Raw genomic sequence first — 13,182 nt, forward strand, 5'->3', positions numbered from 1 at the left:
CCGCCGAGCAGAGAGAGCAAGGCGAGGCACCGGCCCGGACCGATGCCTTGCACAACATGAGAAAGACGTGATCAGCCCCGCTGATGCCGGTGGGTGGAGGCAATGTGGCGATCGGTCAGTCGGGCGTTGCCGAAGAGCTTTTCCCGCAGCGGCCCTTCGCGGTATTCGGTCTTGTAGAGACCTTTCTCCTGCAGGCGGGGAATGACCAACTCGATGATGTCGTCGAAGCATTCCGGCACGACCGTGCGCGACAGGTTAAAGCCGTCGACGCCGGTGTCCTCGACCCAGTCCACCAGCCAGTCGACGACCTGATCTGCGGAGGCGACGAGTGGCGGCTGGCGGCTGCCGAGCACCATCTGTTCTATCAGTTTGCGCTTCGTCCATTGCGGTCCGGCCGCGCGGTCCATGGCCTTGATGTTGGAGGTGATCGCCTGGCTCTTGCCCGTCTCGACCGGTTCGTCCATGTCGAATTTGTCGAAGTCGATGCCCATCGAGGCGGCAGCATGGGTGAGCGCGGCCTCGGAGCTCACGTACTGGCGGTAGTCCTCGAACTTTTCGCGGGCCTCCTTTTCGGTGCGGCCGGTGACGATGGTGGCACCAAGGAAGACCTTGATGTCATCGCCTTGACGCCCCAGTCCCTCGGCACGTGCCCGGATGTCGGAGACGATCTCGCGCACGCCCTCCTTCTTCTGGCCGTTGACGAAGACGCATTCAGCGTGGGTTGCGGCGAACTGTCGGCCACGCGGCGAGGAACCGGCCTGATACAGCACCGGCGTGCGCTGGGGCGAGGGTTCGCAGAGGTGATAGGCATCGACCTTGTATTGGCGTCCATGATGATGGACGGGATGGACACGCTGCGGTTCGGCATAGACCTTTGCAGCCTTGTCGGCCACCACAGCGCCGTCCTCCCAGCTCCCTTCAAGGAGCTTGTAGATCACCTCCATGTATTCATCGGCGAGGTCGTAGCGATCGTCATGGGCCATCTGACCGTCGAGGCCGATGGCGCGTGCGGCACTGTCGAGATAGCCGGTCACGATGTTCCAGCCGATGCGGCCACCGGTCAGATGATCGAGCGTCGCCATGCGGCGGGCAAAGAGGAAGGGCTGTTCGTAAGTGAGGTTGGCCGTGACGCCGAAGCCGAGATGGCGGGTGGCCGCGGCCATGGCCGGAACCAGCATCATCGGATCATTGACCGGCACCTGCACGGCACCGCGAAGTGCTGGCGCCGGACTGCCGCTCAGCACGTCGTAGATGCCGACGACGTCGGCGAGGAAGATGCCGTCGAAGAGGCCCGCTTCCAGACGCTTCGCGTAGTCGGTCCAGTAGGCGAGGCTCGTATATTCCATCGAGCGATCGCGCGGATGGCTCCAAAGACCCTGCTGGATATGCCCGACGCAATTCATGTCGAAGGCGTTGAAACGGATTTCGCGTGCCATGCTCGTGTTCGTCCCTCTCTTTTGTCGACAGGCGGCGACTTGTGGATGCGCCGTCATCTATCGTATGTTCCCGTCCACTATAGAAGACGCGGCCGGAGAATTTGGCAAGGGTCGAGATGAAAAACACGGTGCAGAGAAACGATGTTCACGACGAGGACCGTCAGGCGCGGGCGATCGCCGAGCGGATCCGGCTGGAGCGGGAAACACGCGGCTGGTCGCTTGCCGAGCTTGCGGCGCGTTCGGGCGTCTCCAAGGCAATGATCAGCAAGGTGGAGCGCTGCGAAGCGAGCCCGACGGCAACCGTGCTCGGCCGCCTCTCCGGCGCCTTCGGCCTGCCGCTCTCGGTTCTTCTTGCGCTCGCCGAACGCGAGGGGGATCGACTGGCGCGCCACAACGAGCAACCGCTCTGGATCGATCCGGATACGGGCTATACGCGGCGGACGCTTTCCCCTGGAAACGGAGGCCAGCTTGAATTGCTGGAAGTGGTCTTGCCGCCTGGCGTCCGAGTGCCCTACCCGGCCTCTGCCTTCAGCTTCCAGCACCAGCAGATCTACGTGCTCGAAGGTCGCCTCGACTTTATGGAAGGCACACGCAGCCATCAGCTTTTGACGGGTGACTGCCTGCAACTCGGCGCGCCCAGCGATTGCGTGTTCGTCAACGCCAGCGACCAGGCAACCCGCTATCTGGTGGCCCTGACGCGGCGGGGCTAGGCGCCGATCTTCAGATCCGACGCCGTCCTCGGGAACTTACTTCTTCTTCGGCTGTTCGAAGCCGATGAAGACGCGGGCCGTGCCGGAGATATTGCCGGGAACGGTTGCCACCTTGCTGTAGATGAACTGCGTCGGCTGGTTCACATCGGCAAGTGTGACGGCATACTGCTCGACTTCGTTGAAGACTTCCTGACCGCCATCCACGACGGTGACGCGCACCGGCAGATTGATCGTGCCGGCCTTGCCCTGCGGGCCTGCGACGAGGCGACCCTGAACAAGCGCATTGATCGTGAGCGATGTTTCGGTGCGAGCGCAGGAGCGCGTGGTGTCGGCGAGCGAGGCCTGGAAGATGACCTGTTCGGCATCGCCGTCCTTGCCGCGCGCATAGGTGCGATAGGCGGCGGTTCCGTCACGCAGTGAAATCTGCGGGCAGAAGCCCTGCACGAAAGCCTGCTGAGTTGCGGCTGCAGCCGCGTTGCCTGGCTCCGACGGCGAAAGGCCGAGGCCACTGCCGAGACCGCCGGCGTTGCAGCCCGAAAGAACCATCATCAGCGAAACGGCGATCACACCGCGCGACACGTTTACAGACACGAGACTTCACCTTCCGCATGCTCGGCCCGAGGCCGAAAAACAGTCAAACTTGAGGCTTTTCAGCGCCCTCGCGGATGGTCTATACCAGCGGCCACGACAAAAATCGATTGGGTAGCCGGCAATTTGCTTCAATTTTCGATGGACCTTCGAGAGCCGGCAGGAGTCTCGGTATCAGCGCGTGAATGCACGACTGCCGGGCTTGCGAAATCCTGGCCGGTGCACTGGCGCAAACGGGCAAACCTCTTTATCCGAAACGCCATAGGTTTGACGGCGGCTTCGGCTCCAAATTCTTAAACTTTAGGGATGAGCGACGTGGAATATGTTTCGACCCGCGGCGAGGCTCCGAGCCTCGGCTTTTGTGACGCACTTCTGGCAGGCCTTGCCCGGGACGGCGGGCTCTATGTGCCGCGCGAATGGCCGCAGATGTCGAAAAAGGCGATCCGCGGGTTGCGCGGCAAGTCCTATGAAGAGGTCGCCTTCGAGGTGCTCCTGCCCTTTACGAACGGGGAGATCGAGCCCGACACCTTCCGCGCGATGATCGACGAGGCTTATTCGACCTTCAAGCATCCGGCCGTCGCACCGCTGGTGCAGACGGGGCCGAATTCCTTCGTGCTCGAGCTCTTCCATGGCACGACGCTCGCCTTCAAGGACGTGGCGATGCAGCTGCTCGCCCGCCTGATGGACCATGTTCTCGAAAAACGCGGCGAGCGGGCAACGATCGTCGGCGCGACCTCAGGTGACACCGGTGGGGCTGCGATCGACGCCTTTGCGGGTCGTGCGCGCACCGACATCTTCATCCTTTTCCCGCATGGCAAGGTTTCGCCGGTGCAGCAGCGCCAGATGACCTCGTCGCAGGACGAAAACGTGCATGCCATCGCCGTCGAAGGCAATTTCGACGACTGCCAGAACCTGGTGAAGGCGATGTTTAACGACGTACCGTTCCGCGATCGCGTCGGTCTTTCCGGCGTCAACTCGATCAACTGGGCGCGCATCATGGCGCAGGTGGTCTACTACTTCACCTCTGCAGTCGCGCTCGGCGCCCCCGACCGGAAGGTGTCCTTCACGGTGCCAACGGGCAATTTCGGCGATATCTTTGCCGGTTATGTCGCCAAGAAGATGGGCCTGCCGATCGACAAGCTGGTCATTGCCACCAATGACAACGACATCCTGGCGCGCACGATGAAAACGGGCCGCTACGAGATGAAGGGCGTCTCGGCGACCACCTCGCCGTCAATGGACATCCAGATCTCGTCGAACTTCGAACGCCTGCTGTTCGAGGCCTATGGGCGCGATGCTTCCGCGATCCGTTCGGCGATGGAGGGACTGAAGCAGTCCGGCGCCTTCGAGATCCAGCCGGAAGCACTGAAGTTCATCCGCAAGGATTTCCGCGCCGGGCGCGCGACGCAGAAGGAAGTGGCGAAGACGATCCGCACCGTTCTCGACGAGACCGGCTACCTGCTCGACCCGCATACGGCCGTCGGCGTGCATGTGGCAAGCAAGTTCGAAAAGCCGCAAAGCCCGATGGTTGTGCTGGCGACGGCCCATCCGGCCAAGTTCCCGGCGGCAGTAAAATCGGCCTCCGGTATTGACCCCGCGCTTCCGGCGTGGCTTGCTGATCTGATGGACAGGGAGGAGCGCTTCGAAGTCCTGCCCGCGGAACTGAAAGCCATCGAAAGCTTTGTCAGCAAACAGGCGCGAGCAGTCAGGTAGGAAGTGCGGAAAGACGGACCATGAATGTTGAGTGCACCCGGCTTCCATCGGGTTTGACTGTCGTAACCGAAAACATGCCCCATCTGGAAAGCGTGGCTCTCGGAACCTGGATCAAGTCCGGCTCGCGTAACGAGACCGAAGCCGAGCATGGCATTGCGCATCTGCTCGAGCATATGGCGTTCAAGGGTACGAATACGCGCACGGCCCGGCAGATCGCCGAGCAGATCGAGAATGTCGGCGGCGAAGTGAACGCCGCCACCTCGACGGAAACGACGTCCTATTACGCCCGCGTGCTGAAGGACAATGTTCCGCTCGCGGTCGATATTCTCGCCGACATCCTGACCGACAGCGTCTTCGACGAAGAGGAACTGGAGCGCGAAAAACACGTCATCCTGCAGGAAATCGGCGCAGCCGACGATACCCCAGACGACGTGGTCTTCGACCGTTTCTCCGAACAGGCCTATCGCGGCCAGACGATCGGCCGCAGCATTCTCGGCACGCCCGAGACGGTGCAGTCCTTCTCCAGCGACCAGATCCGCGCCTATCTGTCGCGCAACTACACGACCGACCGGATGTTCGTCGTGGCTGCCGGCAAGGTCGACCACGATGCCTTCGTCAAGCAGGTGGAGCAGCGTTTCGCCTCGCTGCCGACAAAGCCGTCTGCGACGCCGGTGATGGATGCCGCCCACTACACCGGTGGCGAGTCGCGTGAAGAACGCGACCTGATGGATACCCAGGTCCTGCTCGGCTTCGAGGGCAAGGCCTATCACATGCGCGACTTCTACTGCTCGCAGATCCTCGCCAACATTCTCGGTGGCGGCATGTCTTCGCGGCTGTTCCAGGAAGTGCGCGAGATCCGTGGCCTGTGCTATTCGGTCTACGCCTTCCACTGGGGCTTTTCGGATACCGGCATTTTCGGCATCCATGCCGCGACCGGCGGCGAGAACCTGCCGGAACTGGTGCCCGTGATCATCGATGAGCTGCGCAAGGTCTCCGACCGCATCGACCAGCAGGAAATCGAGCGTTCGCGGGCGCAGATCCGCGCCCAGCTTCTGATGGGCCAGGAGAGCCCGGCTGCCCGCGCCGGTCAGATCGCCCGGCAGATGATGCTCTACGGACGCACCATTCCTAACCAGGAAATGATGGAACGGCTTGCCGGCATCACCACCGAACGCCTGACGGACCTTGCCGGTCGGCTGTTCTTCGACACGGTTCCGACGCTATCGGCCATTGGCCCGGTCGATCATCTGGTTCCGCTCGACGATATCAGAGGCGCGCTGACGACACAGCCTGCCGGTATCCGCAAGGCCGTCGGCTAAGGGCCGCCGGCACAGACTGCGACCGGCGGGGACCCCGCCGGACATCGCTTGGGGATTGACGATGACGCGCTCGGTGTTTCGGTTTCTGTCCCGGCAGCCGGATATGCCGGAAATCACCAGCGAACGACTCCTCCTTCGCCTGCCCCGCTTCCGCGATTTCGAGCAATGGCACCAGTTGCGCAAAGAGAGCCGTGCATTTCTGCAGCCATGGGAGCCGTCCTGGCGCACCGACGAGCTGACCGAGCGCGCGTTTCGGCAGCGTGTGCTGCGTAATGAACAGGAATTTCACTCCGGCATGGCAGTGCCCTTCTTTGTCTTCGATCGGGCCGAGGACACCTTGCTGGGCGGGCTCACCATCGGTCTCATCCGCCGCGGAGCGGCACAAAGCTGCATGATTGGCTACTGGATGGGCGAACGTCATGCCGGCCAGGGCCACATGTTTGCCGCACTTCAGCTGGCTATTCCCTACATCTTCGGGCCACTCGAGTTGCACCGTATCGAAGCAGCCTGTATTCCGGACAACGTCAACAGCCTGAGGCTACTCGAAAAAGCGGGATTTGAGCGGGAAGGTCTTTTGCGCGATTATCTGAAAATCAACGGGGAATGGCGCGACCATCTGCTGTATTCCCGGATCGGCGGCCATAAGGCGCGGAACGGCAAGACGCCCTCATGACGAATACCCGAACCCTTTCGCGCGCCGTGCCTCGCCTCGCCGCCCTGTGGATTGCTGCGCTTACGACAGCATATCTGTGCCTCGCCGCATCGGCGGCATTCGCCGTCGAGCCGGTGAAGATTGCGCGCGACGACACTGCCCTCGACCTGACGGCAACCACCGAGATCTACACGAACCAGGGCGAGGCCTTCCAGGTTTCGACCGCCGCCGGTGCCGACGGCATTCGCCGGCGCATCGAGGTGCGTTCGAGCTCCGAGGAGCATCAGGGCGACTGGGCTGTCTTTGCGCTCGCCAATGTCTCGGAAGAACAGCTGGAGCGCGTGATCGTCGCACCGCATTTCCGTCTTTCCGGTTCCAGGATGTTCTGGCCGGATCTCGGCTCCCAGCGCATCATGGCGATCACGCCATCGGAAGGCTTCGCGCTCGACCGCGTGCCGAGTCCCGACGCCGACGTCTTCCGTATCACGCTCAATCCGGGCACCGTAATCACCTTCGTCGCCCAACTTGCTACACCGGAATTGCCGCAGATCTATCTCTGGGAGCCGGATGCGTACAAGGATACAGTCAACGCGTTCACGCTCTATCGCGGTATCGTGCTCGGCATTGCCGGTCTGCTCGCGGTGTTCCTGACGATCCTTTTCGTGGTCAAGGGAACGTCGATGCTGCCGGCCGCGGCAGCGCTTGCCTGGGCGGTTCTCGCCTATATCTGCGTCGACTTCGGCTTCCTCGAAAAGCTGATCTCGCTCACCTCGTCCGACATCCGAATGTGGCGCGCCGGAGCGGAAGTGGCGCTTGCCTCGTCGCTGGTCATCTTCCTCTTCACCTATCTCAACCTCAACCGCTGGCATGTGCATCTGGGCTACGCGACGCTTGCCTGGATGCTCGGCCTTACCGTGCTCTTCGGCGTGGCGATCTTCGACCCATCGATTGCTGCCGGCATCGCGCGCGTCTCCTTCGCACTGACCGGCGTCGTCGGCATCGGGCTGATCATTTATCTCGGCTTCAATCGCTACGACCGCGCCGTGCTTCTGGTGCCGACCTGGGCCCTGATCCTGGTCTGGCTCTTCGCCGGCTGGTTGACCGTGACCGGACAGCTCGACAACGACATCATCCAGCCGGCGCTTGGCGGTGGTCTTGTTCTCATCGTTCTCTTGATCGGATTTACGGTCATGCAGCACGCCTTTGCCGGCGGCGCCTATCAGCAGGGACTGTTCTCCGATCTCGAACGCCAGTCGCTTGCGCTCACCGGTTCCGGCGACACAGTCTGGGACTGGGACGTGGCGCGCGACCGCGTGGTGACGAGCCCTGATGTTTCGATACGTCTCGGCCTGTCGCCCGGCACCATGCACGGTCCGGCACGCAACTGGCTGCCGCGCCTGCATCCCGACGACCGGGACCGCTTTCGTGCGACGCTCGACGTGCTGCTCGAACACCGCAAGGGTCGCCTCAGCCATGAATTCCGCATTCGTGCCGAGGACGGCCACTTCCACTGGCTGAAGATCCGGGCGCGGCCGGTGCTCGGTTCGAACGGCGAAGTCATCCGTTGCGTCGGCACGATCATCGACGTGACCGAGCAGAAGAACTCGATCGACCGGCTGCTGGTCGATGCCATGCACGATAATCTGACGGGCCTGCCGAACCGCGAGGTCTTCCTCGACCGGCTGCAGGCGATCCTGTCGCTGGCCTCGACATCAGAGAGCGTGCGGCCTACCGTACTCGCGATCGACATCGATCGCTACAAGCAGGTCAATGACGCGCTTGGCATCGCGGCCGGCGACAACATCCTGATCGCCATCACACGTCGTCTGCGCCGGCTCCTGAAGCCGCAGGATACGTTGGCGCGCCTTTCCGGCGACGAGTTCGGGCTGATCCTGGTGTCGGAAAAGGATCCGGCCAAGATCGCCGACTTTGCGGATGCCATTTCCAAGGCGATCATGGTGCCGCTGAATTTCGCCAATCGCGAGATCAGCCTGACAGCCTCGATCGGCCTCGTGTCCTGGGTCGACCAGCAAGAGAGCGCGGCCAGCCTGCTCGCCGACGCGGAGCTTGCCATGTACCGGGCGAAACGATCAGGTGGCAATCGCGTCGAGCCCTTCCGTCCGGCCTTCCGCACCGTCAGCACCGACCGCCTACAGCTGGAGACGGATCTCCGCCGCGCCATCGAGCGCAAGGAGCTGTCGATGGCCTATCAGCCGATCGTCAGGCTTGCGAATGGCGAGATCGCCGGCTTCGAGGCCCTGATGCGCTGGGATCATCCGAAGCGCGGCAACATCTCGCCGACGGAGTTCATTCCGATCGCGGAAATGTCGGACCTGATCGAGCCACTCGGCATGTTCGCGCTGGAGCGCGCATCGGGTGACCTGATGGACTGGGAACGCCAGACGGGCGAACTGCCGATCTTCGTCTCGGTCAACCTCTCTTCGGCGCAGCTGATCTCGAGCGAGATCTACAACGACATCCGCGCCATGCTGGTGAAGACGCAGTGCGATCCGAAGCGGATCAAGCTGGAGCTGACCGAAAGCGTGGTGATGGAAAACCCGGAACAGGCGCGCCTGATGCTGGAAAAGCTGAAGGATACGGGCATCAGCCTGGCGCTCGACGACTTCGGCACCGGCTATTCCTCGCTTGCCTATCTCACCCGCTTCCCCTTCGACACAATCAAGCTCGACAAGGCGCTGGTCTGCGACCAGTCGGACAAGAAGTCCGTGCTGTTACGCTCCGTCGTCTCGATGGCGCGCGGGCTCGACATGCAGGTGGTGGCCGAGGGCATCCAGACCGACCAGGACGCCGCAGACCTTGCGATGATGGGCTGCGACTTCGGCCAGAGCTATCTGTTCGGCCCGCCGCTGGGTTCGGAATCGGTGCTCAGGTTGCTCAAGGAACGGTTTCCGCTGATGAAGCGGGCGTGAGGCGGAAGGGCCTCACGTGCGTTGGAAGGCGACCTGGAGGCCCAGCCCGACGAGGATCGCGCCCCCTACCCTTTGCAGATTGCGCTGCAGCGCCGAGACCCGTGATAGACGCGCGGTGATCGCGCCGGCCGTCAGGACGCAGACAATATCGGCGATGGTGAACATCGCATTGACCAGCGTGCCGAGGATCAGGAACTGCAGCCAGACTGGAAAGCCTGCCGTCGCATCGATGAACTGCGGCAGGAAGGCCAGGAAGAAAATCGCCGTCTTCGGGTTGAGTACTTCAACAAGCATGCTCTCCAGGAATGCACGGCCTGCTGATTTTGCGGGCGGCAGTGCGCCGCTCATGCCACCAGCCGCGCGGGCGGCACGGAACATGCGGACACCGAGATAGATCAGATAGGCAGCGCCTGCGAGCTTCACCGCGACATAGAGCGTGGGGACCAGGTGGAAAAGGATGGACAGGCCTGCGGCGGCGGCCACCACATGCACATAACATCCGACATGAATGCCAAGCGTCGCCATCAGGCCCGCGCGGCGATCCGCAGCCAGCGTGCGGGCCGCGACATAGAGCATGGCGGGCCCCGGGATGAAGGCGAAGACGGTCGTGGTGAGGAAGAAAGCGAAGAGGATCTCGACGGCAGGCATGGATGGGCCTCACTGTGATCTGGGCAGGATGGCCGGACGCTCGGAACATTGACCTCTCAGGTGGAGAGATGCAAGCCTTGCAACTGGGGCCGACGACAAAGCATGGGCCAGTTCCGCAGGATTTATCGGTCGGGATCGTGCAAGATTTCAGACGACTTCAATCACGCCAGAGAGTTATCATGCATCGCCAGAAAGCTTATCACGACCGTCTCGATCGGGTCCTCGACTACATCTACACCCATCTGGACGATGATCTCTCTTTCGACCGTCTGGCGGACGTCGCCTGCCTTTCGTCCTATCATTGGAGCCGCATCTATTCAGCCATGCGCGGAGAGACAATTGTTGCCACGATCCGGCGGCTGAGGCTCCAGCGTGCGGCTGATCAACTCGCGAATTCCGATTCGGATATACAGGCCATCACCCGGTGCGCCCGCTACAGCTCTGCCGACAGCTTCGGGCGGGCATTCAAGGAGGCCTTCGGTACGAGCCCGACTGCTTACCGCGAGATGGGCTCGCACGCCGCTTTCAAGGCCGCGAGCATGGCCAGCGACGGCCGCGGTTTTCCCGTGACGGTGGAGACCTTGCCAGAGCGCCGCTGCGCCGGGATCGATCACACAGGGTCCTACATGAAGATCGACCATGCCATGGGCAAACTGTTTGCCGAACTTGTCCAGCGATCTCTTCTACCGGAGGAGCCTGCCATGATCGGCATGTTTTTCGACGATCCCGATTTCGGGCCAGAGCACGCCCTGCGGTCGCGGGCCTGCATGCCGATAGCCAATCCGGTTGCCATTGATGCGCCGCTGGTGGAGACGGTTCTGCGCGGCGGATGCTATGCGAAGCTCAGCTATAAGGGCCCCTATGCCGACATGCGGGGTGCCTATCGCTGGCTGCTTGGCACTTGGTTGCCCGCCTCCGGTTACGAGCCGGATGATGCGCCAATCTTCGAAGCCTATCTCAACGACCCGCGTCACGTGCCGCAAGCGGCACTGCGCGCAGACATTCACCTGCCGCTAAAAGCCGCGCCATGACTGTGCCGCCCGTGCCGGACGCCATTTACCGCGCACTCTCTCGCCACCCGGAACATGTGCGGGGGCGTCTCCTCGAGATCCGCCAGTTGATCTTCACGGTCGCGGCAGAGATCGGAAATGTCGGTCCACTGACGGAAACGCTCAAATGGGGCGAGCCCGCCTACCTGACCGAGTTCAGCCGAAGCGGCACCACCATCCGGCTGGGCGCCACCAGAGAGGCGCCCCAGGACAGCGCGGTGCTATTCAACTGCAAGACAAGCCTCATCGCCATGGCTCGCACTGCATTTCCTGCAGATTTCAAGTTCGAGGGAAACCGTGCACTTGTGATCCCTGCCGACCGCACAATAACTCAGACGCCGTTGCTATTCTGCCTGAGTGCGGCTTTGACCTATCATCGGCAGAGAGGCACAGGCTCTCGCAACTAACGGGAGGAAAAACTCCAGGACGCCTGGCCCTCAGGCGTGCCCCGCCTCCATCGACAGCATGGCCGGATTGATCCCCATCAAGGCGAGTGCCCTGTCGTATTTGTTGTCGAGGCTGCGGTCGAAGATCAGGCTTTCGGTGGCAGCGCAATGCAGCCAGCCGTTCTGGGCGATCTCTTCTTCCAGCTGCCCCGGGCCCCAGCCGGCATAGCCGAGCAGCATGGTGGCGTGGCGGGGACCGCGCCCGTCCGAAATGGCGCGGACGATATCGAGCGTGGCGGTAAGCGAGATGTCGTCGCTGACGGGGATGGAGCTGTCCGACAGATAATCGTCGGAATGCAGCACGAAGCCACGGTTCTGCTCGACCGGGCCGCCGCACTGGATCGGGAAATGGCGGGCGTGATCGGGCAGCATGATCGCGTCGTTGCGGTCGATCAGCTCCAGGTGCAGGAGGAGATCCGCGAAGGTCACCGATTGCGAGCGGTTGATGATGAAGCCCATGGCACCGGCATCGGAATGGGCGCAGATATAGACGACCGCGCGGGCAAAGTTGCCATCGGGCATGCCCGGCATGGCAATCAGCAGCTGTCCATCGAGGAAGCCGCGTTCTCTCAGATCGGTTTTCGACGACAATGCCATGCCCGCCTCCTTAGTTCGCCTTATCGGCAATCGGCTTCACGCGTGGTTCTGATGTAGTCTCCCATTCAAGATGGGCCAGAAGCGGGTTCCGATCAACCCAAAATGATTGGCATGAAGCAAGCGTGACTGGCCAAGCCGACAGCGATCTTCTAGAGCCGGAGGCATGATCTCCAAAATGAACCCAGCGATGTCTTGTTCCCATCTCCGAGGCTTTTCTCGCAGCAGCCGCGCATCGGTAGTTGCAGCAGCCCTTGGCCTGTTCTCGCTCGTGTCCGCCATGCCGGCGCTGGCGGCGAGCAGCGACTGGGCGGTGAACGAAGGCGGACGGATGCGCCTGATCCTGCTGCCCCAGGAGGCAGACGGGACGCGACACGGCGCGCTCGTGATCGAGCCCAAACCGGGCTGGATCACCTACTGGAAAGAGCCCGGCGATGTCGGCATTCCTCCGGCAATCACGCCTCAGCCGGGCGCGTCCTACACCGTTGAGCTCATCGGCTTTCCCGTGCCGAAGGTCCTCTCAAACGACGAGATGACCGATGTCGGCTATGACCAACCCGTCACCCTGCCGCTCCGCCTGAAGAATGCGCCTGATGACACCGGCGTGACGCTGAGTGCCTTTGTCGGAGTCTGCCAAAACATCTGCATCCCCTTCCAGGCCGATCTCAGCGTGCCGCCAGACGCAGACGGGATCGCCAATGCCGTCGAAACCGCCCTCGTCCGCTCGGCCCAGGCCCAGGTGCCGCCAGGTCCCTCTCCCGACTTTCACGTCATCGACCACCAGCTGGGAGCCGGCCACAGAGAGCTCGTCGTGCGGCTGAAGATGCCAGCTGGCGCCGACAGTCCGAAGGCCTTTGTCAGCGGGCCGAGCGGCCATGTCTTCGTCGATTCCGTCGCCTCCCGAGGCGCCGATGGCGAGACGGTTCTGACATTGCCGATCGGCAAGCTGCCGAAGAAATACAAGATTGCCGGCAAACACTGGGGAATTCTCGTGGTCAGCGGCGACCGCGCCATGGAAACCACGCTTGCCTTTGATTGACCCATTCCTATATTCGCCTCGATTGCCATTCGGAGGGGTTCTGGATGGAGCAACCAAG

12 protein-coding genes are annotated in these 13,182 nt (G+C 62.4%); 8 read left to right on the forward strand and 4 right to left on the reverse strand.

All coding sequences use genetic code 11. The annotated features are described in order from the left end of the window. Positions 1–71: 71 nt before the first annotated feature. Positions 72–1,436, reverse strand: coding sequence for an LLM class flavin-dependent oxidoreductase (locus SJY08_RS12665; protein WP_377276030.1), 1,365 nt, complete (start codon positions 1,434–1,436; stop codon positions 72–74). A 128-nt stretch (positions 1,437–1,564) separates the two neighbouring features. Between SJY08_RS12665 and SJY08_RS12670 the strand changes: the two genes are divergently transcribed. Then, a complete protein-coding gene (locus SJY08_RS12670) occupies positions 1,565–2,146 on the forward strand; it encodes a helix-turn-helix domain-containing protein (RefSeq protein WP_377276032.1) in 582 nt (193 codons plus the stop codon). A gap of 36 nt (positions 2,147–2,182) precedes the next feature. Here the strand turns inward: SJY08_RS12670 and SJY08_RS12675 are convergent, their stop codons facing one another. After that, a complete protein-coding gene (locus tag SJY08_RS12675; RefSeq protein WP_069041957.1) occupies positions 2,183–2,737 on the reverse strand; it encodes a hypothetical protein in 555 nt (184 codons plus the stop codon). Positions 2,738–3,040: 303 nt separating this feature from the next. Here SJY08_RS12675 and thrC point away from each other — a divergent pair, with 303 nt between their 5' ends. From thrC to SJY08_RS12695, 4 genes are all read left to right on the forward strand, one after another. Then, positions 3,041–4,447: a threonine synthase gene (thrC, locus tag SJY08_RS12680; protein WP_069041958.1), complete on the forward strand. Its 1,407-nt coding sequence runs from the start codon at positions 3,041–3,043 to the stop codon at positions 4,445–4,447. A 20-nt stretch (positions 4,448–4,467) separates the two neighbouring features. Continuing rightward, complete coding sequence (locus SJY08_RS12685; RefSeq protein ID WP_054151179.1) at positions 4,468–5,766, forward strand: pitrilysin family protein; 1,299 nt, start codon at positions 4,468–4,470, stop codon at positions 5,764–5,766. Positions 5,767–5,827: 61 nt separating this feature from the next. Next, positions 5,828–6,439, forward strand: coding sequence for a GNAT family N-acetyltransferase (locus SJY08_RS12690; RefSeq protein WP_054151178.1), 612 nt, complete (start codon positions 5,828–5,830; stop codon positions 6,437–6,439). Next, positions 6,436–9,348 (forward strand): EAL domain-containing protein, encoded by a 2,913-nt coding sequence (locus tag SJY08_RS12695; protein WP_377276036.1) that lies wholly within the window; start codon positions 6,436–6,438, stop codon positions 9,346–9,348. Before SJY08_RS12690 ends, SJY08_RS12695 begins: the two co-directional genes overlap by 4 nt. 12 nt (positions 9,349–9,360) lie before the next feature. Here the strand turns inward: SJY08_RS12695 and SJY08_RS12700 are convergent, their stop codons facing one another. Then, a complete protein-coding gene (locus SJY08_RS12700; protein WP_377276038.1) occupies positions 9,361–9,996 on the reverse strand; it encodes a LysE family translocator in 636 nt (211 codons plus the stop codon). Between the two features lie 179 nt (positions 9,997–10,175). Between SJY08_RS12700 and SJY08_RS12705 the strand changes: the two genes are divergently transcribed. Further along, entirely contained in the window at positions 10,176–11,027 is an 852-nt protein-coding gene (locus tag SJY08_RS12705; protein WP_377276040.1) for a GyrI-like domain-containing protein, read from the forward strand. Then, positions 11,024–11,452, forward strand: a complete 429-nt coding sequence (locus tag SJY08_RS12710) for a DUF1801 domain-containing protein (RefSeq protein ID WP_377276042.1) — start codon at positions 11,024–11,026, stop codon at positions 11,450–11,452. Before SJY08_RS12705 ends, SJY08_RS12710 begins: the two co-directional genes overlap by 4 nt. Before the next feature lie 30 nt (positions 11,453–11,482). Here the strand turns inward: SJY08_RS12710 and SJY08_RS12715 are convergent, their stop codons facing one another. Beyond that, on the reverse strand, positions 11,483–12,088 hold the full coding sequence (locus SJY08_RS12715) for a YqgE/AlgH family protein (RefSeq protein WP_069041963.1): 606 nt from the start codon (positions 12,086–12,088) through the stop codon (positions 11,483–11,485). A gap of 187 nt (positions 12,089–12,275) precedes the next feature. On the opposite strand from SJY08_RS12715, the gene SJY08_RS12720 reads away from it, so the two are divergent. Then, positions 12,276–13,124, forward strand: coding sequence for a protein-disulfide reductase DsbD domain-containing protein (locus SJY08_RS12720; RefSeq protein ID WP_246727489.1), 849 nt, complete (start codon positions 12,276–12,278; stop codon positions 13,122–13,124). The last annotated feature ends 58 nt before the right edge of the window (positions 13,125–13,182 follow it).

It is taken from the genome of Rhizobium sp. R86522, assembly GCF_042466255.1.
Taxonomy (GTDB): Bacteria; Pseudomonadota; Alphaproteobacteria; order Rhizobiales; family Rhizobiaceae; genus Allorhizobium.

What these genes read in the sequence shown, in the direction of transcription:
- SJY08_RS12705 (WP_377276040.1), top strand. Translation starts at nt 10,176, where the DNA reads ATGCATCGCCAGAAAGCTTATCACGACCGTCTCGATCGGGTCCTCGAC.
- SJY08_RS12715 (WP_069041963.1), bottom strand. Translation starts at nt 12,088, where the DNA reads ATGGCATTGTCGTCGAAAACCGATCTGAGAGAACGCGGCTTCCTCGAT.
- SJY08_RS12665 (WP_377276030.1), bottom strand. Translation starts at nt 1,436, where the DNA reads ATGGCACGCGAAATCCGTTTCAACGCCTTCGACATGAATTGCGTCGGG.
- thrC (WP_069041958.1), top strand. Translation starts at nt 3,041, where the DNA reads ATGAGCGACGTGGAATATGTTTCGACCCGCGGCGAGGCTCCGAGCCTC.
- SJY08_RS12690 (WP_054151178.1), top strand. Translation starts at nt 5,828, where the DNA reads ATGACGCGCTCGGTGTTTCGGTTTCTGTCCCGGCAGCCGGATATGCCG.
- SJY08_RS12720 (WP_246727489.1), top strand. Translation starts at nt 12,276, where the DNA reads ATGTCTTGTTCCCATCTCCGAGGCTTTTCTCGCAGCAGCCGCGCATCG.
- SJY08_RS12685 (WP_054151179.1), top strand. Translation starts at nt 4,468, where the DNA reads ATGAATGTTGAGTGCACCCGGCTTCCATCGGGTTTGACTGTCGTAACC.
- SJY08_RS12700 (WP_377276038.1), bottom strand. Translation starts at nt 9,996, where the DNA reads ATGCCTGCCGTCGAGATCCTCTTCGCTTTCTTCCTCACCACGACCGTC.
- SJY08_RS12695 (WP_377276036.1), top strand. Translation starts at nt 6,436, where the DNA reads ATGACGAATACCCGAACCCTTTCGCGCGCCGTGCCTCGCCTCGCCGCC.
- SJY08_RS12710 (WP_377276042.1), top strand. Translation starts at nt 11,024, where the DNA reads ATGACTGTGCCGCCCGTGCCGGACGCCATTTACCGCGCACTCTCTCGC.